Below are 24406 nucleotides of genomic sequence, written 5' to 3'. Positions count from 1 at the left end.
GGCTAATTCGAAGGATTGCCCTAATAAGTAGGATCATAGGGCTCGGGCATTCCGTGTACCCATTTGATTATATGTTCTTCCCAACGCTCTTCGTCAACGGTGTTTTCGTTAACGGCGTAATGGCTAACATTTAGGCCTTGAGTTTTCATTTCTCGATCACTGCCCACCACAAGTGGATGCCAGTTCGGTAAATCGCCCGTTTGATGCAGTACTCGATAGCTACAAGTGTCGGGCAGCCAATCAAACGCTGCGACATCTTCCGGCCTAAGAGACAAGCAGCCTTCGACCTTTTCAAGGCGCTGATCATAGACTTTACAACGGCAAGCATTAATATCTAATTGGTGACACGACAGGTTGGTGTAATACACCTCTTCTGTCTCATCATCTACCATTTTCTGTAAACAGCACTTGCCACAGCCATCACAAATAGACTCCCATTCACTGGGGGCCATTTGCTCCATCGGCGTGGTCTTCCAAAAAGGTTCGTAACGCTTTGCAATCATCAGTAACGAGCTTCCGTCGGCGCTTTATACATATCCAATAAATACTCTTCCCGAGCGGGTGGCATTTGCAAATAAAAACCTTTCTCTTTAATCGATTCCATAACGTCTGTAGCGTTCGCTCGAGCCAATTTTTGATCTGGTTTAATCAGCATTGTCATTGCACTAATGCCCGCGCCAAAGCGAGACATTAATGCTTCTGGAATGTTCTTTAACCCTTTGTTTTTCTCAACATAAAGGTACATTTCGTCCACTTTTGATGAGCGGAAAATTTCAATAATCATGTGACTCATGATAGTTACTCAGTAAGTAATAGTATTAGTTTGCGAATTTTTCTAACAAAGGTGCAACCACCTTATCTTTGCGCCAGCCATTAAACGCTGGATTCGACCAATCCATCGGTGAGCCTTCATAAACATGTCGCATCAAGGGATCCAACAATTTACGTTTTAACACCACTTCCGGTGCCAGCTCCAGTTGCTGAGCAAGTTGCTTTGAATACGCTCGCATCGCCTTTGATAAATCACCGGCTTCGGAAGGCAGTGGAGCAGGCAATGGTTTCTGGTATTCATCGGCACTCAACTCATTCACCAATGCAATTTTTTCAAGCACTGTATCGGAATATAAGCGCACTTGCTTAGGCGTAATTTCTTCTGTCTTGCCTATATCACGCGCGTTATCCGGCATAAACTTAGCCAGCGCCCATAATGTACGGTCTTTCAGCACTTGGCCACGGGGCGTATCGTTTGCGCGAGCTCGCTCATCACGCCACAAGTACAGTAAACGCAACAACGTCAGGCCTTTCGGACTTAAACGCCAAGCCGCTTTCACACCATCCCAATTCTGCTCAGCATCATTATTTTGCAAATATTGCCATTTAAGACTTTCGCAATCCTCTAGCACCCAATCGAGCATGTTTTTCGCGATTAAACGCTCTACCTGCATTGGGTATACTTCAGCAAGATATATAACATCTAAGGCTGCATAACGTTTTTGCGCGTCCGTTAAAGGGCGAAGAGTCCAATCAGATCGCGTCTCATCTTTGGCAACATCGATATCAAGGTAGGCTTTCACTAACTTAACATAGCTTAACGACCATTGTGCACTGGCAAACGCTTCACCGATTTGAGTGTCATAAAAAGGTGTCGGCAACACGCCTAAAAGGTGATCAAAGACATCTAAGTCTTCAGAGCAGGCATGAAAGACTTTCATAACGTCTTCATTAACCAATAGGGCGCGCAATGGTGACCAATCTGCGATGGTTTGTGGATCAATTAAGACCGCTTGCTTGCCTTCAGAAATTTGAATCAAACCTGTCACTGGGTAAAAAGTCGTGCGACGCACAAACTCAGTATCCACTGCAACAAAAGACAATGTGGACCAGTATTCACACCACTTCGCCAGAGCTGCATCGTTATCCACCCAAACAATATCGAGATTTTGGTTTTGTGTATCCATGTTATAGTCTTTTCCGGCCTTCTAATGCTAACGCTAACGTATTACCGTCAACATATTCTAATTCGCCGCCCATGGGTACACCCTGAGCTATACGACTGACGTCTACTCCGTGAGGTTTCAGCATTTGCGCAATGTAATGGCTAGTCGCTTCACCTTCTACGGTACTGTTTGTAGCAATGATAACTTCTTCAACGCCGACTTCTTTAGCCAGTGTCTCTAAGCGATCTAAGCCAAGCTCTTCTGGTCCAATGCCATCAATCGGGGAAAGATGCCCAAGCAGAACGAAATACAATCCATCAAACTGCTTAGTACTTTCAATGGCAATCACATCGGCTGGCGTTTCAACAATGCATAAACTACTGCTGTTACGCTGATCGTCAGCGCATATAGGACAGAGCGTATCCTCGGTCAAAGTGCGGCACTGATGACAGCGCCCCACTTTATCCAATGCTTGACGAAGAGACTGAGCGAGTCGATCAGCCCCTTGGGAATCGCGTTCTAATAAATAGAGCGCCATTTTTTGCGCGGACTTAGGCCCAACACCCGGTAAACAGCGCAGGGACTCAATCAGCTCTTTAATTAATGGGCTGAACAAGTGTCCACTCCTATCTTAGAAAGGCATTTTGAAACCAGGAGGAATCGGCATGCCTTCTGTCGCAGCCGCCATTTTCTCTTTAGAAGCCGATTCAATGTTACGCACGGCATCATTAATGGCCGCCGCTACTAGATCTTCTAGCATTTCTTTGTCGTCTTCAAACAGAGAGTCATCGATTGAAACACGTTTCACATCATGACGACCTGTCATTGTGATTTTCACAAGGCCTGCACCCGCTTGGCCCTCAACTTCCATATTGCCCACTTCTTCTTGGGCTTTTTGCATGTTTTCTTGCATTTTTTGCGCTTGGCGCATCATGTTGCCCATACCACCTTTAAACATAACTCTCTCCAAATATAGTAATTAAGCTTTCACTTTAACTGTGTCATAAAGAACTTGGCCACCCAACGTTTCCGCTAACGCTTGAACTACTGGGTGCGCATTTAAATGATTAATCGCAGCTTGCAGAGCTTCGGCACGCTTGCTTGCCGCAAACTCTTCGGCCGTCACACCTTCAACCTCAGCCAGCGTATCGATAATAAGTGGCACTGGAGCAGCGAAAAATTCCGATAACTGGTTTTGTATTTGCTCATAACGAGCTTGATTTAACATATGCCCGTATTCAAGTGGAACTTGTAATTTCACCCCTTGCTCTGAAGCATCCATCAAACAAGAGTTCATAATTATATTTTGGACCAATCCAGTTAATTTCAAGCGTGGCGCCACCAACCACCATAGATTCATGGTCATATCTTTAAAATGCGCAATGTCTGGCAACGGAATCGCCAATGCTGGCTGAGCAACTGTATCGGGCTGCTTTTCAATTAAAGCCGGTTTATATGATACAGTCTCCACCAGATTTGCCGACATCGCGTATGGGTCTGAGGTTTCTGCAATGGCTCGCTCATCGGCCTCATCGTCCGTTTCTTCTTCTGCTGCATTGGAGTCATTCAGCATTTTAGAGAGACGAGCGCTAGGATCGACCGACGCTTTTGGCTGAGACGTCGTAGCCGGTACCGCTTCTGTAACAACCGGCTCAGGTGGCAATGATTCAGGCACAGCATAATCCGCTACCGACGCTTGGTACTCATTGTCTTCGTCGTCAGGTAATGACTCATCCCATGGCGGAGTTTGCTCATTCGTCAACGACGGTTCAGCAGGTGCTACTGGAACTGGCGTTTCTGCTAGCGTCTCAACCGGTGTCGCTGTAACCGCATCCCCTTGGTCATACTCAGTTTTAGCAGGTGTTACTTCTGCATCACTCGCAGGCAAAACCGTAGCGGCTATATTCGGCTCAGCTGTTTTTTTTTGCTCGACTGTCGGTTCAGGTTCACAATAAGGAGCAACGGACTCAGAAGGCGCTTCGTAACGTACAGTCATCTGAGTGGCTGGTCGAAATGCGATTAGGCGCAACATCAACATTTCAAAGCCGGATTTAATCGAGTGAGACAAAGGAAGATCGCGTCGGCCAATTAACAAACTTTGGTACATCACCTGTATTTCTTCAGGCGAGACATTGTGTGCCAATTGCTGAATACGCGCTAAATCCCCCATCTGATCTTGCAGCACACCAGGTACTTGTTGCTCAACTGCCACGCGGTGCAATGCATCCAACAAGGCACCACAGATTGAAATGAAGTCCGGCTGATAATCTGCCAACGCTTCGATTTTTATCAATGTTTGAGCCGCGTCTTTTGCCGCAACGGATTCTAATAAAGACAAAATCTGAGTCTGGTTGACCAATCCCAGCATAGATGTCACACCGGTTTCGGTAATTTTACCATCACCAAAGGCGATCGCTTGATCCGTCAAACTCAACGCGTCTCGCATACTGCCATTAGCTGCTTGACCAATTTGCCATAAGGCAGGTTGGTCATAGCTGACTTGCTCGGAGCCAAGAACGGTTTGTAAATAATCAACCACTCGCTGTGCCGACATATTCTTAAGATTAAACTGCAAACAGCGAGAAAGAATCGTCACCGGTAGTTTTTGCGGATCCGTCGTCGCTAGTAAAAACTTAACATGCTCAGGCGGTTCTTCTAGGGTTTTTAGCAGCGCGTTAAATGAATGACTCGACAACATGTGCACCTCGTCTATTAGGTACACCTTGAAACGCCCTCGTGTGGGTGCGTATTGGACGTTCTCCAATAGCTCTCGGGTGTCTTCGACTTTAGTACGCGACGCCGCATCCACTTCAATTAGGTCAACGAAACGTCCTTCCGTGATTTCACGACAGCTGTCGCATTCGCCGCACGGCTCAGGAGAAATACCATTCACCTCACAGTTTAGACATTTTGCGAAAATTCGTGCGATGGTGGTTTTACCTACCCCGCGCGTCCCCGTAAACAAATAGGCGTGATGTAGACGCTGCTGCCGCAACGCATTCACTAATGCTTGTAATACGTGGTCTTGGCCTGCCATTTCAAGGAAGGTTTGCGGACGCCATTTTCGTGCGAGTACTTGATAGCTCATGCAATCTAATCTGGTGATAAATGGGGTTGCTTAATCACAACTTTGAGCCGCAATCTTATACTTTAAAAGCTTGAATAACGACTTGATAATGTACTGAATTTTAAGCTTTTTCAGCCTAAAAAGGAATGAGCAGAAGGGAAATCTCTTTTGTTTCAAGGAAACACCCGTTAGACAGGGCTGTCTAACGGGTTGTAGCGCTTATTTACGATCGATCAATTTAAAGCCATCTGGAACCTCAAATCGGCTAGTGTGCTCGCCAGACATTTGAGCAGATTTCACTTCGCGCAAGTATGTCAATACTGGCTCGCCTTCTTTAAGCCCCATCCAAGACTTAACACCTTTCTCTGCTTGCTTAGACAAGAAACCGGTCGCCATCCCTTGCAAAGAGCCAAGTGGGTCATTGGCATCAAAGCCAGCACCTTGTTCTTGTTCCGCTTTTGCAGGCTCCTGACAGGTGTTTATATCTGCGTACCATTCCATTTTAACGGAAATGGGCTCTCCCCCAACAGACGTCAGTTTTTTCAGCTCTTTTTCTTTACCGGCACTGAAAATGGTCATGATCTCTGCGATATTTTCGTTCGCTAGCTGAGCCAGCGGTGTTGGCGCAATGGCGATATCGTAATACTTTTTATCAAATGCATGAGCCGCTTGTAATGCTTGGTTAGAAGCCGTATTCGCCATCCAATAGTCCATCGTAACAACATGACTGTCTTGTTTACCGTATTCATCTTCGCTAACTAAATCCCAGCGAGCAACATATTGGTCTGCCATGAAACCGTTCACATCACGTTGACGAGCTTTTGGTGTAACAGTGAAGTCATATTTCTTTACGGTCACCTCACAAGAGTCTGTGCCATTAGGATCATAATCGACCTCGGCTTCCTCAGAGTCGTCTTCACCTAATTGTTCCAACTTTTCAAATGGACTCAAAGACGTACAACCGGTTAATGGGCACTCTTGATAATTTTCAAGGTCAAAATTAACGTCCCAAATTAGGTTTTTATCTAAACGAGTAATCAACGCCTGATTACCACCACCCAACATTTTGTTGACGATCCAGGAATCGTACTCAACTTCTGACTTAACAACACTTTTATCTGCAACGGTATAGCGCGTTTGCTTTGTCGTCACCTCAGGCAGCAAAACACCACCTATATGCATATTAACGTTCAGAACACTGGTATCAACAACAGGCGTATTGTCTGCTACTTGCCCAGCACAGCCAGTCAAAAATAGCGTAACACCCGACAAGGCAATCAAAGATTTAGAATAATGCACTTAAAAATCCTTCTAGATTCGTACATAAAAGATCAGAGCACGACTCACTCGCACTCTTTGCTAACGCCAGATAGTAATCGTTACTTTTTGTAACTTCAAGCACACAAAAAAGGCCAACACATGTTGACCTTTAAAAAATGGACTAATCAGTCAAAAAAGACTAGTTGGACACCTGACCCGCCAAACGCTGACGTTCACGCTCTAACTCTTTCTCACGGCGGTGCTTTTCAACCGCATCTAGTACTTCTGCACCAATGTGAGCTTCGCCACGCTCTTTCGCTAACTGCACTTGACGCTCACGCTCAATGAATCGGCGGCGCTGCTCATCCGTGTATTTGTCAAAGCAGTGAGGACAGCTGACACCTTGCTCAAAGCGCTCATCTTGCTTCTCTTCTTCTGTGATCGGCATACGACACGCATGACATTGTCCGTATTCACCCTTTTCAAGCTTATGATTCACAGAAACACGATTATCAAACACAAAACATTCGCCCTGCCACATAGTGTCTTCTTCTGGCACTTCTTCCAAGTACTTCAGAATACCGCCTTCTAAGTGATAAACCTCATCAAACCCTTGCTCTTTCAAATAAGCCGTCGATTTCTCACAGCGGATACCGCCAGTACAGAACATCGCAACCTTTTTGTTCTTCTGAGGATCAAGGTTCTCTTTGACGTAATCAGGAAATTCACGGAAGGTATCGGTCTTAGGATTTACCGCATTTTCAAAAGTACCGATTTGGAATTCGTAGTCATTACGGGTATCAATCAACACAACATCTGGATCAGAAATTAGGGCATTCCAATCTTTTGGCTTAACGTACGTACCGACAACTTTACGAGGGTCGACACCTTCAACACCCATCGTAACGATTTCTTTCTTCAGCTTAACTTTGGTGCGGTAGAACGGCATGTCTTCATCAAAGGATTCTTTGTAGACGATATTATCCAAACCCGGTTGTTGAGCCAACCACGCCAGCATGGCATCGATGCCTTCACGAGTACCGGCAACCGTGCCATTAATACCTTCACTTGCTAGCAGCAAAGTACCACGCACACCATTGTCTTCTAACACTTGACGAAGCGGTTCACGCAACGCTTCGTAGTTATCTAACTGAACAAATTTATATAAAGCACATACCACAACTTTTGACACGTCTATCTCTCCTAATGCGTTCTGGAACGTAAAACCAGAGCCTTTAATTGAAGGCGCGCATTATAGAGAAAAGAGGAGTTGATTGCGAATTTTATTGACCCGGGTCAACATTGTTTTGAATGCTATTGTTAACGCGAAACCAGCCAGCGATGCTGTGACGTGTTCGCTTAGCCGTAAGTACTTCATGAGGAAAATCTTCACTCAGAAACACGGCTAAACGCCCTTTGATTGGGGCATAGCGACCCACTTCTTTGTTTTCATCCTGCTCATCAAACAAAACAAAATCACCGCCATCTTGATCACCCCATGCTTCATTGAGATACAGCACCGTTGACAGTACACGATTACTTTTACCCTTGAACGCATCCACATGCTTTTCGTAAAAAGCACCTTCTTCATAACGTGCAAAATGCGCCTCGTAATCCCAAAGCCCCATGAACAATCGACGATTAAACGCTAAACGCAACTCTGACATGGCATCCAAAAAAGCCGCACGAGCGGACGTCACTGGATCAATCCAACGAATATAATCACTGCGCCGATTCAAAACGACCTGATGATCGCTCGAGCGCCCCACCCCGGCCTGCTTCATATAGGCGTTATCAAGCTCCGAAATATCCGCTAGAAGCGCTTCAATCAATTCCTCTGAAAAGAACCCATCTGTTACGCTCCACCCCTTTTCACAAATATCCGCAACCACTTGATCAAACGGCGTGTGGGAAGTGAACGGCTGGATAACACTCATAAAGGAAACCTATTATCTATGAAGATTGTAAAGCGGCGAATGATACTGTAGCGTGCCCGCGAGAACACTCATTATTAGACGATTTCTTTGCAAATGTATCAACTACGTGACTATCAGCAAGAGGCCGTAGACGCCACTTTGAATCATTTTCGCAGCACCGACGATTCGGCTGTGATTGTCCTACCGACGGGCGCTGGGAAAAGTCTCGTCATAGCCGAGCTGTGCCGCTTAGCTCGGCAAAAAGTTATCTGCTTGACCCACGTAAAAGAACTGGTAGAACAAAACCATCAAAAGCTCACAGCACTTGGCGTCGATGCAGGGATTTATTCTGCAGGACTGGGCCGAAAAGACACCCAAAACAAAGTGTCCTTTGCCAGCATTCAGAGCATTGCTCGTGGCCTTGAGCAGCATAATGAGCCACTATCATTACTCATTATTGATGAATGCCACCGCATTCCTAAATCCGAACAAGGCCAGTATCATGCGGTTATTCAGCATTTCAAAAAACTCAATCCAGCCTTAAAAATCTTAGGGCTAACGGCCACTCCTTACCGCCTAGACAGCGGCTGGATCTATCAAAACCATTATTGGGGCTTTGCGCGAGAAACAGACAACCCGTTTTTCAAAAAATGCATTTATGAATTACCACTGCGACGCCTAGTAAAATCGGGGTACTTAACAGAGCCTAAAGTCTTTGATGCCGCAGTTGCTCACTACGACTTTAGTCAGCTCCTCAGCAATGAATACAACGAAGACCAGACCCCCGTTGAACAACAACTCAACGAACTGGTTAGCAAACATCCTCGCGTCACCAAAGCCATCTGTGAACAGATAGAAGAGCTAGCAAAAAACAGACTGGGGGTGATGATTTTCGCCAGCACCGTTGAACACGCCAAAGAAATAATGGGGTACTTACCGGCTGAACACTCTCAAATCGTTACTGGCGACACAGTGATCACTAAGCGGGACCAAATCATTCATGACTTTAAGCAGCAAAAAATCAAATATCTAGTGAATGTTTCGGTGCTCACTACTGGGTTTGATGCACCACACGTGGATGTAATCGCTTTATTACGCCCCACAGAATCGGTTAGTTTATTCCAACAGATGGTTGGTCGAGGTCTACGCTTACACCCCAATAAACAGGACTGCCTAATCTTAGATTACACCAACAGCGGCTATGATGTTTTCCAGCCCGAGATAGGTTCGCAAAAACCCAACAGCAAGTCTCAATTGGTTCAAGTGGAATGCCCGCAATGCGATCATCAGAATATATTCTGGGGCATAAAAGCCGCGGACGGCACACTTGTTGAACACTATGGTCGCCGATGCCAAGGGCTAGTAGAGACATTAGACGGTGAATTTCAATGCGATTATCGCTTTGTGTTCAAGCGCTGCCCATACTGCAATGAAGAGAATGACATAGCCGCACGCCATTGCCAGCACTGTCATGAACGACTCATCGACCCAGACGACATTCTAAAAAAAGCGTTAAATTTAAAAGGCCATAAAGTCATACGTTGCCAAGCCATTTCCGCTTCTATAAACGGCAACAAACTAACCGTTCGTTATCATGATGAAGATGGTGAAGAGCTTAAACAAACCTATAATTTTGACTTTACAAAAGGGCGCGATAGCTTCAATCAAGAATTTGCCCGCCGCCTTGGCGGTGGCACTACACCAGTAGAATTTGATAAAGCAGAGCAAGTCGCCCCTTTTATCGAACACTTACCTCATCCAGACTTTGTTGTCGCCGAACAGACCAAACGTTATTGGCAAGTCACCCAATTACTTTTTGACTACCAAGGCCCCTATAGAAAAGCAAACGAGGTACGCTAGGCCTAGCGCTATTTGACTGCGTTTTCATAAGACACTTTAAAAGGTAGATTTAGACTTTCCAAGCGCTGCATTGCTCGCTTGGAAAGAAACGCGTTACCGGGTATTGACTCAATAAAAACCAACCAATAATTAGCAAGCATATTCTCAGAAAAAATACGTGCTGTTTTCTGATCAATACCAACCGCTTCAAATCGCTTACTAATTCCTTCACTAATAGACAGCATCTGTTGCGTGTGAAATCCGCCATTAAGCACGCTGTCGGTCATTATATTTTTAGTAAACTCTAAGTGACTGGCATAGAAAGGAAAAAGGGTTTGGGCAATTTGCAGAAGATATTCGGTGGGAGATAACGTTGGCTTAAAAGCCCCTATCGCTGCGTTTAAAGCTGCATCCATTTCATCAAAATAGATTTCTTTCACTAAATCTAATTTATCAGGAAAATGTACAAAAAACGTCCCTACTGCCACACCAGCCAAGCGGCTGATTTCACGCGTGGTCGTGGCATCTATACCATGATCAGAAAATGATTGTTTTGCCGCGTCTTTGATTTTGGCTCGAGTAGTGGCTTTTTGTTGAGTACGACGATTCACAGTAACTTACTCCACGTGTCAGACTCAGTGAGTCTAACCAAAAGCAAGCAGCGGGTGAACATCAAAACATCAGATTCTGGAAGCAAGCCCTATCGGCGCAGGTTTCAAACGACTACCAAGCTCACCTAAGAAGCCTATAATTCGCTCTGCATTGTTACCATGATCAGACTCGCCAGACCGCGAACAAGAACGCATGTCCACCACTACAAACTCATCCTGACGAGTAAGACGAATAACTATGTCGTTACGCATACCAAAAATAGGGGTTCGAGCCGTAGCTTCAATCACGCCAGCATTAGGGTATTGAGAGACCACATCCCAACCACGCTCTTTTACCAATTGAATCGCTTCAATGTAGGCTTGCTTAAACGGTGTTTCGAGTATCAAAGGTTTAACATTAGGATAATGCTTTTGCTGCAGTGATGCCCAGGCTTCATCGTAGACAAGATCATGCTCAGAGCCCTTACGCAGAAAAGCAATGTTGATAAAAATAGGGGGATTTTCAAAATCAGTCGTGATGTCATACAGGTCTGGCAAAGCTGACTTTTGCGTATACAAACCAACCCACATTACACTGTATATAAAAGAGACAACCGCTACTAATATGAAGAACCTTCGACCACCTGCACTGCACTCGCGTCGACAGACCAACAAAGACGCTAACGTGAGCACGGTAAGCGCTATAGCTGCAAACACCGTTTTGCGTAACAAACCAAAAGCGGTATGGGGGTCAATGAAGCCCACTCGAACACCGGCAATTGAGAAGAACGCTGCGCACCCAATTAACATCAGTAAAACGTACAACACGGGCGAAATGTAACGACTCATAATCCACTCATAAAAACATCACTTGGCTAACCTTAGCGTGACATGGAGCCAGTAGATAGTAAGCATCTCAGAGTTCTGCAGTGATTCCATTAAATTTGCATATTTTGCGTAAAGCCCACTGATTTTTAATAGAAAATTATAATTAAACACGTCACACTAGCCAGCTCTAGAATAACCCTGCCAAACATGAACACTATGACACGTAATCGTACCCACCTAAGCCCTCGAAAACATCCGCTGCATTGCGTTGATCAGCTAAGAGAAGCCGCCAAACAAAACAGTCAGCGAGCATTTATAGCTCGAGGCGCCAACACAGAACGTTGCCCGTGCTGCTTAATGGCATCGTTCGCGTGCTTTTGCGATCAAAGAACACCTCATACCAGCCCAATAAACTTCACACTGCTATTTCATTACACAGAAATACACAAACCAACGAATAGCGGGCGCTTAATTGCAGACTTATTTCCAGAACAAACAAAAGCATTCATCTGGTCGCGAACAACCCCTGATCAAGAACTACTCGACCATTTGGATCACTTTAGAGGAAAAAGCATCATCCTATTCCCCGATACCGAAAAAAGGACCGCGTTAAATAAAGACCTAGAACGCCCGACTTCGCTTGAGACACCTATAAACGTCATTATTCTTGATGCCACCTGGCGACTGGCCAGCAAGATGCTTCACCAAAGCCGATGGCTTGATGACATACCCACCTTCGCTGTCAGTGATGACGCTCAACGTTCCTTTAAAGTACGACACGCTAAACACGATAATCAGTTTGCCACTGCAGAAGTCGTTGCCATGCTACTTGCTCAAGCCAATGCAGAAACACAAAGCACTGCCCTAGCCAACTATTATCGAGTATTTAATGATCACAGCATGTGGAGCCGCAGAAGACACAACAGCCCAATATAACATTCACCCTAAGACCCCCCCCCACTAAAGTCGTCCCAGCATCTTGCAATAAAATCACCTAAGAATAATCAGCAAAAGCTCTAGAATCGCCTAAAATACAAACTAACGATTCCCGTCACGGTCAAGAAACGCAGGGCCCAACTATGATGAAGGCACTCATTGAATTCCACTTATATCTTGCATTAATCACGCTCATGCCTACTTGGTATCAGCGTGATTGCATCGAAGAAGAAAGACTCAGCAAGCACGCTCACTATCGCCGTCAATCCGAGCACTACCAAGCTAAACGCAAGCTTGTTAAAGCGCTTTGGACTGGCACAGGCACACTTATGCTCATTTTTCCAACACCACCCTTAGTAGTCGGCGGTTTGTTGTTCAGCACTTGCTTATCCTTCGCCATTTTGGATGAAGGCAAGTAACCTCAGAAACTAAGCGCTATTAACGCACCAGCAATGCCACATCACCGTTTTCGCAAAACTGTAATGCCTGTTTCTTCTTACGACCCACAAGAATCGCATCACTGTCCAAGAACAAGAACGCTTTCCAAGTACGCAAAAAGACCCCCCACGTGGTCTCAATCACAAAGTCAGCATGGCAGCAGAAATAAATCTTGGTGTCGTCTCCCCAATTATCACAATGCTCTAGAGCTTCGACTGGAAACCCTGACTCATCAGACTCCCATAACGCCTCCCAATCTGAACCGCCTACACGATTGGCTTTCACCCACACATCATCAGCAAACAAATCAGGAAATAAGCACGCATCAGAGACATAGTCTCGCCATATATTGGCACCAGCAACAGGATTCAAAAGCAAAATTTGAGCTCGATCTTGTTCCGACACAAACGGCTCTTCTCGACGAAAAACCCATTCTTTACCGCTGTCTGATAACGGTCGATATTGAGACATACACCACCCAATTGATGAAAAAAATTAACCTATTTAGTGAAAAAGCATCGTTTGAAGTACACACAACAAACAACTAACCTAAAAATGTAGTAATAAAACTACATTTTAAACATTAACACCCACGGAGATACATTATGTACACATCAGAAGACGTAAACACTGCAGCGCTTTACAACCTTCACTACACTGGCGCAGCGAAGAAAACACAGGACTCTCAAGAGCAATACGAAGCACTGCTAAACAGCTGGGGCTTTAACCCTACAAAACCCAGCACTAGCGGGGTAATTATTAAAACCGCATCAACATTTTTTCGTGCCGTTCGCAAAGCACTTAAATCCAGCTTTAACATGGTCTCTGCCACCGCACTTATATCAAAAAAGCACAGCGCTAGCGCACACATTCCGAGCCACTAACACAACTTTCAAACTGGATTAATCTGAAAGAAATTCACAACAAACAAGTATTTGGGGAGAAAAAAAATAACACCCCCTCCCTTTCTTCTACTTCCCTCGCTACACTCTGTTCGCTCAACCACTCAATTATTAGGAGTTGTTATGCGTTTCCCTTACCAAGCCATTCTATTTGATTGTGACGGCGTAATTGTCGACACTGAGATTCTGTCTTCCAATATCCTTAAGCGTATGTTGAACGAATTAGGACTTGAGTTAGACGACCACACTATGCACACGCAATTTGCAGGCTTTACTACCCATAAGAATCTCATTCTCGCAGAAAGCATGCTAGGCAAGCCTCTTCCAGATAACTTCCTGAACCATTATCGGGAAGAATTCAATTGCGCCATTAAAACGGACCTTCACCCAATCGAAGGTGTTCGAGAATTACTTGACGCCATCACTTGCCCTGTTGCCATGGCGACCAATGCGCAACGGGCTGAGATGGAACTTAAGCTTGAACTAATCGGCCTAACACACAAGTTCAAAACACGCTTTGCCGTTGATGACGTCGACCAAGGTAAACCGGCTCCTGATCTCTATCTAGCCGCAGCCAATGCTTTGCAAGTATCGCCTGAACATTGCATCGTTATTGAAGACTCTCTAGCTGGCATTCGAGCTGGCAAAGCGGCTGGCGCGACCGTACTGGCTTACAGTGACGTTCTACCCGCAGATGCCCAAATCGAAGCAGGCGCATCTGCCACCTTCGACTCGATGGCAGAGCTTATGGTTTTACTTGGACTCAAGTGACATCAACTGCTTCAATAAACTACGAGGCAGCTCTTTAATCGTAAGCGCGCCCGTATCCGCATTGAACTCAATACTTTCTCCCAATAAATCCGTATCAAAACTTAGCGTTAGGGCACGATTTGACCCTGACGCTCGCGTCAGCTTCTTCAGCGCCGCCTTTTCAACAAAAATCTCCTTCTCTACCTGAAAGGCATCAGACTCAGCCATTTCAAGAAACTGATTGGCTTGATCAGTCGAAAAGCGAGACTCTATTTGTTTTGCGACATCACTCAACTCAAGTGGCTCACGCTCAGCCGCTTTTTCAAGACATTGTTCAGCCACTGCACGTTTAAACTCGTTGGCTGTTTTACTAGACATGGATTGGCTTTGACAAAACGCAGACGCCGCCTCCACTAACTTACGCGTTTCTTTTGCAGCAACTTTTGGTTCATCACAACCAATGAACTGAGTAAAGTATTCACTTTCCCATTTAGGCGCTTTGCCGAAACGAAAAGCGATGTAACGAGTGTCATCTCGGTCATGATACGCAGACAAATTCACTCGCATCGCCATGTGTAATTTATCTGTTTCAAGTTGGTTTACTTGAGCAAAGCTCAAATCTTCACCAAGAGTAATACCGGCTTTACGCTTCAATAACACAATAAATAAGAAATGAGCACCGCCCAGTTCATAATGATTAAACCAAAGCAGCCCACCTTCAGCTTCACTGACTGGCTCTAAAAAGCGAACATATTCTGCAGCGCAAGCCTTTGTAAACGTGGCAAAATCATCAAAACCTTGACGATTAAAGTGATTATGCAAAAGAGCAGGTAGTTTACTGCCTTCTTCACTGCCTTCAGGGTTGGAGAACTGCCCAGTGTTCATGCCAGAGCGATTAAATAGGTTAGTCACCTTTGCCGCCAATTGCTCAGCGTCCGCATCAATTGGGTTTTCTGTTGGACGAGCCACCAACAGTGCTTTTGACTCACCTTCTGCTTTCTGAACTTCATGGACGATTAAATTGGCAATAGACACTAGCAACCTCTTACTATTAGTATGATTGGTTTGTAATTCTTCTTTAAGCCGAATGAGGCAAAGCTCGAAACAGACGTTATGACAAAATCAACGAAGACAAAGGCGCAAACTCGACAAGAAATCGAATCTCAGATCGAAAACTTTATCCGCGAACAAGGCGAGATAGAACAAGTCGAAATGGGCGCTTCTGGATTACAAGACGGCAAGTATAACACGAGCAACATGGGGTTTATCGAGCCTAAAAAAGAACGCACCCCACTAAATCATATTGTCGCAGCCATTCAACAACGTAAATCCGACAAAAAGCCCGCGCCGATTCCATCAGTCAAACCAAGAAAACCGCAAAAGAAAGTCATTTACGATGACTTTGGTGAACCTATTCGCTACGTCTGGGAAGATTAAGGAAAGTCCTCGTAAGATCTTTTGATGCTTTGCCCATGCTGCTAGCTTCCACTAACATAAAAGAAATTTTATTTATTGGGAGAGAAAATTAGATGAGTATCAAATACCTACACGCAATGATCCGTACAGCGGCCCCTGAAGCAAGTCATGAGTTTTACACAAAAGGTCTAGGTCTCATACAAACACGCCGCCATGATAGCGAACAAGGTCAGTTTTCTCTAATTTACTACGCAACAGAGAAAGGTGCTCCGGAAGTAGAGCTAACTCACAACTGGGACGACCGCACTTATTCGGGTGGCGATCAATTTGGTCACCTAGCATTTGAAGTCGACAATATTTACGCGGTTTGTGAAAACTTGCAGAACATGGGAATCACCATTTTACGTCCACCTCGTGACGGACATATGGCGTTTGTCAAAGATCCCAATGGCGTTTCAATTGAATTATTACAAAAAAATGGCTCCCTTGAGCAGCAAGAGCCTTGGGCTTCTATGCAAAACACAGGGTCTTGGTAACACTAAATTACATATTGTTACATTTTTTTAGCGTTAACGTCCCTCGATAACATTTTAGGTCTAGAGACATTCATGGTTCTAGACCTATAGTTAATCACAACTATTAGTGGACCATGGGAAACCGCAATGACTCTAACAAAAATGGCCAAAAACGCATTTGTCATCTCTGGCATTATTTTAGCTCCTTTCAGTATTGCCAGTGAGCCACTGTATGATGGTTCGACTCTTCCACCAAATATCGCCGATAACGATAAAGATGGCGTGATCAATATCCGTGATTTTTGTCCTGAAACTACGCTTGGTGCAAAAGTAGACAATGATGGGTGCCCTGCAACGGCCACACACTTAGAGTCTATTAACCTTGAAGTGCTTTTTGAGACAGGCAAGTTTGATGTGAAGCCCATCTACTATCCTGAAATCCAAAAATTAGCAGACTTCATGTACGCCAACCCTAGCTCGACGGTCATTATTGAAGGCCATACCGATAACGTGGGTGGTGAAGAGTACAATGTTGAACTGTCACGTAATCGAGCCAATGCCATTGCACTGGTTGTCATACGCCAATTTGGTATCGATCGTAACAGAGTCCGAGGTATTGGTTATGGTGAAAGCCGCCCTATTGCCTCGAACGATACAGCGATGGGAAGAGAACAGAATCGTCGCGTTGTCGCTGAGCTTTACAGCGAACAAACGGTGCAAGCAAAACGTTGGAGCATTTATAGCGTGGATAAGAATTCACCTAACGCCAATGCACTGCCCGCTGCACTACAGTTTGATTAATTAACACCAAAAAAAAAGGGGGAGACAAGCAATTGTCTCCCCTTTTTTTTTAAACAACCAACTACTTTTTATGGTGTAGCAATTCTTCTACAACATCTTGCTCTTCATGCAGATCGTTGGTTTCATCCGCCTTAGGCAGAATCAAATTCAACGTAATCGCCACTAAGCCACACAAACTAACACCTTGTAAATGCCAGTCAGACGAGCCAAGCGTCATGCCGCCGATGCCAAATACCAGCGTAACAGCCACTATCACAAGGTTACGTTGTGCCCCTAAGTCCACGCGCGCTTTGATCAGAATGTTCATCCCAACACCAGCAATCGAGCCAAACAGCAAAATCATAATCCCTCCCATTACAGGGGTTGGAATCGTTTGTAGGATAGAACCGAACTTACCAATAAAAGCCAGACTGATCGCAAATATCGCCGCCCACGTCATTACGACAGGATTAAAGGCTTTCGTCAGCATGACGGCCCCCGTCACTTCTGAGTAAGTCGTATTAGGTGGCCCGCCAAACAAAGAGGCTGCAGACGTCGCAAGACCATCCCCCAGTAACGTACGATGCAAACCCGGCTTACGAACGTAGTCTTTACCCGTAATCGAGCCGATCGCCAATACGTCACCGACGTGCTCAATCGCTGGTGCAATCGCAACAGGCAACATAAACAAGATCGCTGCTAACTGAAACTCAGGCATGATAAAGCCAGGCACGCTTAGCCAGCCCGTTTGTTGAACAGGCGTAAAGTCCACAATCCCCATTAATAGCGAAACGATGTAACCCACTAACACACCCGCAATAATCGGGACTAGACGGAAAACTCCTTTTGCATACGTCGCCACGAGCAACGTTGTCAAAAGTGCTGGCATGGACACCAGAATCGCATCGATATATGGAAACAATTGTGCCGCACCATCACCCGTTTTTCCCAAGGCCATGTTAACCGCTACTGGCGCTAAGCCGAGACCAATTACCATAATAATTGGACCTGTCACCACGGGTGGCAACAAACGATGTAAGAAGCCAGGTCCGCGCAGTGCAACCAAAATAGAGAGCAGCACGTAAACTAAACCAGCACAGAAAAGTGCCCCCATCGTCGCGGCTTGCCCCCACGTTTCCACAGCGAAAATAATTGGCGCAATAAACGCAAAGGAAGAGCCAAGAAATACAGGCATACTACGCTTTGTGCACAGCTGGAAAATCAATGTGCCTAGGCCCGCGGTGAACAATGCCACACTTGGATTAAGTCCAGTGATCAACGGCACAAGCACCAATGAGCCAAATGCCACAAACAGCATCTGCGCACCGGCCAAGATAACGCGCCAACCGCTTAGTAAATTATCAGATTGAGTTGTCATGTGAAGGGAACCGTTCTCTTATTTAGTGCCAAAGATTTTATCGCCAGCGTCGCCTAACCCTGGAACAATGTACCCCTGCTCATTCAGATGGCTATCGATCGAGGCCGTATAAATATCCACATCTGGATGCGCTTCTTGAACTTTCTTAATACCTTCAGGGGCTGCCACAAGCACCAACGCTCGAATGGTGTCACAGCCATTTTTCTTAAGCAGGTCAATGGTCGCTATCAAAGAGCCACCTGTTGCCAACATAGGATCCACAACTAACGACATACGCTGATCAATATCGCTGGCAAGCTTATCGAAGTAGCTCACAGGCTCAAGTGTTTCTTCGTCACGGTAAATGCCTACCACGCTAATTTTTGCGCTTGGGATCAATTCCAGCACACCGTCTAACATGCCTAAGCCAGCACGCAGAATCGGCACGACCGTAATTTTCTTGCCCCGAATACGCTGACACGTAGTTGGACCACACCAACCATCTTGCTCGTAGTCTTCAAGCTCTAGATCTTTTGTTGCTTCATAGGTCAACAAATTACCCACTTCAGATGCAAGTAAACGAAAGCCACGTGTGCTCATCTTCTGATTACGCATCAAGCCAATTTTATGTTGAACTAGGGGGTGACGAATTTCATGAACGCTCATGGAAACCTCTTTTCGGCAGGAACTTGACTAAATGGTCATTTTCGCACATTACCCCGTATGAGGCGATACGATATGGCCCAGTTTTTGCCTAAAGACATGAAAGAATTGTGCCAAAATAGAGTTGCAGGCCAATAACTGAGTGCAGACTCTTAAGCCGTCAATCAGTCACAAAAAAAAGCGCATACTGCTATGCGCTTTTAGCTGCTGCTTTAACATTACAGAATCAGTGTAACTCGACCATTCCGCTATGGCATAAATGCGGCGCCCAAAGCTGCATTGCATTAAGTAAATTTTCTTTTTCCACACCGACTAATTTTGACGCCTCTAGAATATCCAGATATTGACACTCCGTTTCTTGACCCGGCGCCTTTCCTGCAACACGTAACAAATCGGCTTTATTAAAGTAACGCCCAGTTTGTAATTCCGCGACTCGAATATCCGCTCCTTCAAACTCAATAGACTGTACTGACATAGCAACACGCTCCAAATAAAAGTATTCGTAAATGGGTTATTTACCTCGCTACCTTTATAGCGCACCAAATCATCACTTTATGTTACAACTGCACAATTTTTGATCCATCACTAGAAATACTGCGCAAGCACCATCAGCCCTAAAAGCTGGCATAAATTATATTTATCAACCTGATGCCGGACTAATTTTTTGCACAATGTACAAAGATTACACTATATGAATATCTAACCCCTTAGGCCTTTGCGATAGTAGATCTACCTTTAACAATGATAATAACGAAGGCTGTAAAGTATGATGATTAAAACAAAAGTAGCGTTAGCGGTATTAGCAGCGGGTCTTTCGTCACAAGTATTAGCGGTTGAACTGGGTGAGTTTAACGGCACAAAATTCAATGTTGGCGGCTATTTAAAAGCTGAAACCGTATTCGATCGACCTGATGATGGCAAAAATACTGTAGAAGGTAGCGTACGTCAGTCGCGCTTTAACTTAGGCACATCTAGCATGGTTGAAGGCCATAAAGTGCGAGGCTTTATCGAAGGCGATTTTTGGGATAACAATACCTCTAGCGATAGCAGCTACGCTTGGCGATTACGCCACGCTTACATCAACATTGACAACCTAACCGTTGGTCAAACTTGGAATGGACAGTTCTTTGCAACTGCGCCATTTGATACCGAAATGATCAACTTTTGGGGTGTAGGTATAGGGACAATTGCAGGTAATGGTGCACCTATTCGTCCTGATTTAGTAGTGCATTACACAACCAATGGCTGGCGCTTCACACTTCAAGATCCCGTGTACTCCAATGCCGATGTGCCAGATGCTGTCGTTGCCTATACACGAAGAACTCAAAGTGGTCATGCTTTTAACGTAGCCGTAACGGGTCGTGAAGTGGATACCACACCTACCGTTGATTCGGACGATCAATCAGATTATGGGGTAGCTATTTCATTAGCCTCGAAGCTAAAGTTTGGTGATACGTCTTTCAGCTTAAGTGCTTTTACTGGTGAAGGTGCAGGTGTGTATGCAGGTTGGGGCTACTTAGGTAGCACAGGTTATTCTGGTGTAACTGAAGTTGATGGTAACGGTGACATGGTCACACTAACAGGCTTCAGCGCAGGCATTGGCCACAAGTTCTCTGACAAGCTGCGCGCTAACCTTCGTTATGGCCAAGTGCATTCTGACAAATCAGCTTTATCAGAAGATACTATTCAACAAACGACGCTTAACATGATTTATACCTATCTCCCTCAAGTTGAGCTCGGTATTGAACTGCGTGACCAAAATGCAGCCAATCGCCCACCAAGCTCACAAGGAACCTCGGCACGCCCAGCGGGTTCACAAGTTGAGCTAATGGCGATGTATAAATTCTAAGTTAAAATGTACGAAGATAACCCGAGCTTCCCCTTGCTAGGGTTATCTTTTTGCTCTGCTAACCAACAATTTTAACACGCGACGCTGCGAAGCGTATGGGAAGGAAGCTCACCAATATGATCACGATATTGTGCAGAGAAACGCCCCAAATTGGTAAAGCCATACTTAAGCGCCACTTCCGTTACATTGCGAATACTCTGATTTTGACTCAGCTCAGAATGAACACTTTCAAGTTTCAAACAACGTACGTAGGTAGACGGTGTTAACCCCGTTTCCCGCTCAAACAAATTGTATAGAGACTTGCGACTTATTTGACACAGTTCAGCCAGCTCATCCACGGATATGTCACTGGTGATATGACTCAACACATAATCTCGCACACGCTCAATGTAACGATGCTGAGATAGCTGAGCGCTTTGGCTTGGGCAAAGATTGCATTCGAATGTGCCCAAAATAGCATTACACAACAGTTTGCTGTAATACATCAGCCCCCGCTCGCACAACTGCCCTTGTGGCTGTTGCAAAATATCGTCCAATAAACTTATAAAAGAACCCGATGTTGGCAAAGGCTGTTTTTGAAAACAAAAATGAATCCGGTCGTGGTTCATGTGATAACCAAATTCCCGGGCCGTTTGCATCATAAACTCTGCAGGAATACGGATGATCAGCTTGCGACAATCTTCAGAGTAGTCGCTAATTAAAGAAGCGCGCGGCGGTACGATCAACGCATCCCCAGTATTTAGATGCTGTGTCGTACCGTTACAATGTACTTTACTTTGACCACTTAACATTACTTGCAGGTGATACGTATCTGACATCATTGGCGTATGCATTTGTACCGCACAACCGAATGTATGCTCTGAAATCGACAGTTCGCCAAAGCCTTTAAACTTGATGTCTGCCTGCGAAGAGGAAGACGCACCTAGAATTAGCTGATGTTCGCCAAAGCGTTTACTGATTAAGTAGCTCGACACGGACTGGGCAGAAATACCACTGGCTTTATGGTCACATACTGTTAGACAAATTGTCATATCCAACCCCTAATGTAATTATTTTTATTGATCCTAGGATTGAGAATCTATTCTCAAAGATATTTGTTTATTCGCTAAACAATTTAAGTCTAATGCTTACTAGCCCATGTTAAGCATCCAAAATTGTGAAATTGCTATCCATTATTGGCATAAGCGAATAGCGCGGGGGCGCTAATGACGTTTTCGATTCATTCTAGCCAGCCATGCTTTACGAGGTATTTTGTTGTCAACGCTTTGAACATAAAGCGCCATTAGCAGTAATAGTGCTATCAAAATCATAATGGCAACACTGACGTTCATGCCTAATTCTGATAGCCAGAGAACCAGAAACAAGAATGGGTAATGCAGCAAAAATAAAGGGAAGGACAAATCACTTAAGACGCCAATAGGACGCTTAAGCCAGTGAGGTAAGCCATTAAAAACAGCCCACGCCCTAGGTGTTAACGTTAGCGCTAACCAAACCCCGAGCCCAAACTCAAATAGACGACACAAAACAAACCAGTCCCCCGGCCGTCCAGGCATAAAGCCGTACAATCGATATGCCCAGTTTTCGATATCATCAAACCAGTTACTTGGTACAAACGGAACGCCATACTGCCCCACATACCAACGACTCAACAGACTGATAATGAGCAAGCTCAGAAGAGTGACATTAGGTACCCGACGCATAAAATACGCCATTACAGGAAAGACCACGTATAAGGTCACAATCAGCGCTATAAACCAACTTGGCGGGTTGTAAGCTCCACCCCACAGTCCCATCAATGCATAAAAACCTGTCAGGCTGCCAGAAATATCTTGAACAAAACCATTAGGAAATAGCGTTATCCAAGTTCCATCCATCATCAACCCATTAAGCACATAACCCAACATAGAAAGGAAGACCAATACAATGGCGGCAATACGAAGTAGATCCAATAAAACGGAGCGCTCCATAGTGTTACCTTTCAAATTTATTCGTTAAGCTAATTTTTATCAGGTTGAGGTTGCAGGAATGTGAGCAAAACTGCGTTTTACTGAATAAGCCTTGCTATCAGCGTTTCGTCTAATACAAATCCCCCAAGAAGAACTGTTATTATGGAATTTAAATGCCCCGATTTAAGCATCTAGGCGGCATTCGTCTTATCTGCACATGCATTCATTTTAAGGAGTAATAAAATGAGCATCATTTGCGAACTCAGTGACTTACAGCGCCTTTATCACAAACGCGTTCCAAAAATGTTTCAGGGATACTGTGAGTCGGGGTCATGGACGCAACAAACGCTGGAACTGAATTCGTCTGACTTTCATCGCATTCTATTTCGTCAACGTGTAGCACGAGACTTAGAACCGCGCTCACTCAAAACCACCATGGTCGGTCATGACGTAAAAATGCCATTGGCTTTAGCACCTGTCGGTTTACTGGGAATGCAGCACCCAGATGGAGAGATCCTTGCCGCGCAAGCCGCTGAAGAATTTGGTGTGCCGTTTACGTTATCAACGATGAGTATCTGCTCAATTGAAGCCGTAGCCGCAAAAACCACGCAACCATTTTGGTTTCAGCTCTACGTACAGAAAGATCGCGCATTCACTAAAAAGCTGATTGATCGAGCGCAAGCCGTTGGCTGTTCAGCCCTCGTCGTGACGCTTGACCTGCAAATGATTGGCCGCCGCCACGCTGATCATCGTAATGGTATGACGGCACCGCCCAAGCTGACCTTGCCTAATATTGTTGACATTGCTCGTCGCCCCCGCTGGGCATTGGGCATGCTAAAAACTGACAACCGAGCATTCGGCAATATTCAAGGCTGTGCCACGGGCGTCGATGATATGCACGACTTAATGAAGTGGACTGCCAGCTCGTTTGACCCAAAGCTTAGCTGGGAAGATATTCGTTATTTCCGTGACGTATGGGAAGGTCCATTAATCATCAAAGGCATTATGGAAGTGGAAGACGCTAAAGAATGCGTCAAACTTGGCGCAGATGCCCTCGTCGTTTCCAATCACGGTGGCCGTCAACTCGACGGCGCTCGCTCATCAATCAGCACCCTACCAGAAATCGTTGCCGCCGTTGGTGACCAGATTGATGTATGGCTCGACAGCGGCATTCGCAGCGGCCAAGACATCATTCGCGCCAAAGCATTAGGCGCAAAAGGTGTCATGGTGGGCCGCCCCATGGTTTATGGCCTAGGCGCAATGGGTAAAGCAGGTGTCGCTAAAATGCTCGACATTTTCCATCAAGAGGCAGAATTAACCATGGCTTTCATTGGCCATCGGGACATTAACAACATCACCCGCGAAGACATCGTGTTTCAACACGAGACGTTTAGTAATGTCTAAAGATATAAAAATG

28 protein-coding genes are annotated in these 24406 nt (G+C 45.2%); 10 read left to right on the top strand and 18 right to left on the bottom strand.

All coding sequences use genetic code 11. From position 1 onward, the window contains the following. Positions 1 to 20: 20 nt before the first annotated feature. From ACPUEK_RS11295 to ACPUEK_RS11255, 9 genes are all read right to left on the bottom strand, one after another. Positions 21 to 503, bottom strand: coding sequence for a YcgN family cysteine cluster protein (locus ACPUEK_RS11295; protein ID WP_425640817.1), 483 nt, complete (start codon positions 501 to 503; stop codon positions 21 to 23). Next, on the bottom strand, positions 503 to 793 hold the full coding sequence (locus ACPUEK_RS11290) for a YcgL domain-containing protein (protein ID WP_067038356.1): 291 nt from the start codon (positions 791 to 793) through the stop codon (positions 503 to 505). Before ACPUEK_RS11290 ends, ACPUEK_RS11295 begins: the two co-directional genes overlap by 1 nt. A gap of 25 nt (positions 794 to 818) precedes the next feature. Next, positions 819 to 1958 carry a ribonuclease D gene (rnd, locus tag ACPUEK_RS11285; protein ID WP_067038355.1) on the bottom strand — a complete coding sequence of 380 codons (1140 nt, stop codon included), beginning with the start codon at positions 1956 to 1958 and terminating at the stop codon, positions 819 to 821. Between the two features lies 1 nt (position 1959). Further along, complete coding sequence (recR, locus tag ACPUEK_RS11280) at positions 1960 to 2553, bottom strand: recombination mediator RecR (RefSeq protein WP_425640816.1); 594 nt, start codon at positions 2551 to 2553, stop codon at positions 1960 to 1962. Positions 2554 to 2568: 15 nt separating this feature from the next. After that, positions 2569 to 2895 (bottom strand): YbaB/EbfC family nucleoid-associated protein, encoded by a 327-nt coding sequence (locus ACPUEK_RS11275; RefSeq protein ID WP_067038353.1) that lies wholly within the window; start codon positions 2893 to 2895, stop codon positions 2569 to 2571. Between the two features lie 21 nt (positions 2896 to 2916). After that, a complete protein-coding gene (dnaX, locus tag ACPUEK_RS11270; protein ID WP_425640815.1) occupies positions 2917 to 5025 on the bottom strand; it encodes a DNA polymerase III subunit gamma/tau in 2109 nt (702 codons plus the stop codon). Between the two features lie 198 nt (positions 5026 to 5223). Next, positions 5224 to 6303 (bottom strand): hypothetical protein, encoded by a 1080-nt coding sequence (locus ACPUEK_RS11265; RefSeq protein WP_425640814.1) that lies wholly within the window; start codon positions 6301 to 6303, stop codon positions 5224 to 5226. A gap of 160 nt (positions 6304 to 6463) precedes the next feature. Further along, positions 6464 to 7456: a rhodanese-related sulfurtransferase gene (locus ACPUEK_RS11260; RefSeq protein ID WP_425640813.1), complete on the bottom strand. Its 993-nt coding sequence runs from the start codon at positions 7454 to 7456 to the stop codon at positions 6464 to 6466. 91 nt (positions 7457 to 7547) lie between these two features. Continuing rightward, the gene (locus ACPUEK_RS11255) at positions 7548 to 8201 is read right to left on the bottom strand and encodes a 2OG-Fe(II) oxygenase (protein WP_067218522.1); all 654 of its coding nucleotides are present in this window, start codon (positions 8199 to 8201) and stop codon (positions 7548 to 7550) included. 93 nt (positions 8202 to 8294) lie between these two features. On the opposite strand from ACPUEK_RS11255, the gene ACPUEK_RS11250 reads away from it, so the two are divergent. After that, positions 8295 to 10040, top strand: a complete 1746-nt coding sequence (locus ACPUEK_RS11250) for a DEAD/DEAH box helicase family protein (RefSeq protein WP_425643033.1) — start codon at positions 8295 to 8297, stop codon at positions 10038 to 10040. Between the two features lie 8 nt (positions 10041 to 10048). Here the strand turns inward: ACPUEK_RS11250 and ACPUEK_RS11245 are convergent, their stop codons facing one another. Then, positions 10049 to 10630, bottom strand: coding sequence for a TetR/AcrR family transcriptional regulator (locus ACPUEK_RS11245; protein ID WP_425640812.1), 582 nt, complete (start codon positions 10628 to 10630; stop codon positions 10049 to 10051). A gap of 69 nt (positions 10631 to 10699) precedes the next feature. Beyond that, entirely contained in the window at positions 10700 to 11458 is a 759-nt protein-coding gene (locus ACPUEK_RS11240; protein ID WP_067218511.1) for a DUF1499 domain-containing protein, read from the bottom strand. 195 nt (positions 11459 to 11653) lie between these two features. Between ACPUEK_RS11240 and ACPUEK_RS11235 the strand changes: the two genes are divergently transcribed. Beyond that, positions 11654 to 12373: a tRNA-uridine aminocarboxypropyltransferase gene (locus tag ACPUEK_RS11235; protein WP_425640811.1), complete on the top strand. Its 720-nt coding sequence runs from the start codon at positions 11654 to 11656 to the stop codon at positions 12371 to 12373. A gap of 143 nt (positions 12374 to 12516) precedes the next feature. Continuing rightward, entirely contained in the window at positions 12517 to 12792 is a 276-nt protein-coding gene (locus tag ACPUEK_RS11230; RefSeq protein WP_425640810.1) for a hypothetical protein, read from the top strand. 19 nt (positions 12793 to 12811) lie between these two features. On the opposite strand, the gene ACPUEK_RS11225 is transcribed toward ACPUEK_RS11230, so the two are convergent. After that, positions 12812 to 13282 carry a DUF2947 family protein gene (locus ACPUEK_RS11225; protein WP_425640809.1) on the bottom strand — a complete coding sequence of 157 codons (471 nt, stop codon included), beginning with the start codon at positions 13280 to 13282 and terminating at the stop codon, positions 12812 to 12814. Positions 13283 to 13416: 134 nt separating this feature from the next. Here ACPUEK_RS11225 and ACPUEK_RS11220 point away from each other — a divergent pair, with 134 nt between their 5' ends. Together ACPUEK_RS11220 and ACPUEK_RS11215 are read left to right on the top strand one after the other, a co-directional pair. After that, positions 13417 to 13695 carry a hypothetical protein gene (locus ACPUEK_RS11220; RefSeq protein ID WP_067038343.1) on the top strand — a complete coding sequence of 93 codons (279 nt, stop codon included), beginning with the start codon at positions 13417 to 13419 and terminating at the stop codon, positions 13693 to 13695. A gap of 141 nt (positions 13696 to 13836) precedes the next feature. Next, positions 13837 to 14484 carry an HAD family hydrolase gene (locus ACPUEK_RS11215; protein WP_425640808.1) on the top strand — a complete coding sequence of 216 codons (648 nt, stop codon included), beginning with the start codon at positions 13837 to 13839 and terminating at the stop codon, positions 14482 to 14484. On the opposite strand, the gene ACPUEK_RS11210 is transcribed toward ACPUEK_RS11215, so the two are convergent. Further along, positions 14467 to 15498, bottom strand: a complete 1032-nt coding sequence (locus ACPUEK_RS11210; protein WP_425640807.1) for a nucleoid-associated protein — start codon at positions 15496 to 15498, stop codon at positions 14467 to 14469. The genes ACPUEK_RS11215 and ACPUEK_RS11210 overlap by 18 nt on opposite strands. A 78-nt stretch (positions 15499 to 15576) precedes the next feature. On the opposite strand from ACPUEK_RS11210, the gene ACPUEK_RS11205 reads away from it, so the two are divergent. The 3 genes from ACPUEK_RS11205 to ACPUEK_RS11195 all read left to right on the top strand — a co-directional run bounded on the left by ACPUEK_RS11205 (position 15577) and on the right by ACPUEK_RS11195 (position 17195). Beyond that, complete coding sequence (locus ACPUEK_RS11205) at positions 15577 to 15900, top strand: hypothetical protein (RefSeq protein ID WP_067038340.1); 324 nt, start codon at positions 15577 to 15579, stop codon at positions 15898 to 15900. A 92-nt stretch (positions 15901 to 15992) separates the two neighbouring features. After that, the gene (locus tag ACPUEK_RS11200; RefSeq protein WP_425640806.1) at positions 15993 to 16415 is read left to right on the top strand and encodes a VOC family protein; all 423 of its coding nucleotides are present in this window, start codon (positions 15993 to 15995) and stop codon (positions 16413 to 16415) included. A gap of 126 nt (positions 16416 to 16541) precedes the next feature. Then, on the top strand, positions 16542 to 17195 hold the full coding sequence (locus tag ACPUEK_RS11195; RefSeq protein ID WP_425640805.1) for an OmpA family protein: 654 nt from the start codon (positions 16542 to 16544) through the stop codon (positions 17193 to 17195). Positions 17196 to 17256: 61 nt separating this feature from the next. Here ACPUEK_RS11195 and ACPUEK_RS11190 read toward each other — a convergent pair whose 3' ends face one another. From ACPUEK_RS11190 to ACPUEK_RS11180, 3 genes are all read right to left on the bottom strand, one after another. Beyond that, positions 17257 to 18552 (bottom strand): uracil-xanthine permease family protein, encoded by a 1296-nt coding sequence (locus ACPUEK_RS11190; protein ID WP_067218494.1) that lies wholly within the window; start codon positions 18550 to 18552, stop codon positions 17257 to 17259. An 18-nt stretch (positions 18553 to 18570) separates the two neighbouring features. Then, on the bottom strand, positions 18571 to 19197 hold the full coding sequence (upp, locus tag ACPUEK_RS11185) for a uracil phosphoribosyltransferase (protein WP_067038337.1): 627 nt from the start codon (positions 19195 to 19197) through the stop codon (positions 18571 to 18573). A gap of 223 nt (positions 19198 to 19420) precedes the next feature. Beyond that, positions 19421 to 19669, bottom strand: a complete 249-nt coding sequence (locus ACPUEK_RS11180) for a hypothetical protein (RefSeq protein ID WP_067218491.1) — start codon at positions 19667 to 19669, stop codon at positions 19421 to 19423. 291 nt (positions 19670 to 19960) lie between these two features. Here ACPUEK_RS11180 and ACPUEK_RS11175 point away from each other — a divergent pair, with 291 nt between their 5' ends. Next, a complete protein-coding gene (locus ACPUEK_RS11175; protein WP_425640804.1) occupies positions 19961 to 21043 on the top strand; it encodes a hypothetical protein in 1083 nt (360 codons plus the stop codon). 71 nt (positions 21044 to 21114) lie between these two features. Here ACPUEK_RS11175 and ACPUEK_RS11170 read toward each other — a convergent pair whose 3' ends face one another. Next, positions 21115 to 22074 carry an AraC family transcriptional regulator gene (locus ACPUEK_RS11170; RefSeq protein ID WP_425640803.1) on the bottom strand — a complete coding sequence of 320 codons (960 nt, stop codon included), beginning with the start codon at positions 22072 to 22074 and terminating at the stop codon, positions 21115 to 21117. A 171-nt stretch (positions 22075 to 22245) separates the two neighbouring features. Further along, complete coding sequence (locus tag ACPUEK_RS11165; protein ID WP_425640802.1) at positions 22246 to 23010, bottom strand: acyltransferase family protein; 765 nt, start codon at positions 23008 to 23010, stop codon at positions 22246 to 22248. 222 nt (positions 23011 to 23232) lie between these two features. Here ACPUEK_RS11165 and ACPUEK_RS11160 point away from each other — a divergent pair, with 222 nt between their 5' ends. Beyond that, positions 23233 to 24393 carry an alpha-hydroxy acid oxidase gene (locus tag ACPUEK_RS11160; RefSeq protein WP_425640801.1) on the top strand — a complete coding sequence of 387 codons (1161 nt, stop codon included), beginning with the start codon at positions 23233 to 23235 and terminating at the stop codon, positions 24391 to 24393. Positions 24394 to 24406 lie beyond the last annotated feature (13 nt).

Origin of the sequence: Marinomonas gallaica (genome assembly GCF_049821165.1) — a bacterium.
Taxonomy (GTDB): Bacteria; Pseudomonadota; Gammaproteobacteria; order Pseudomonadales; family Marinomonadaceae; genus Marinomonas; species Marinomonas gallaica.
This window is presented reverse-complemented; position numbering and strand designations above follow the sequence as displayed.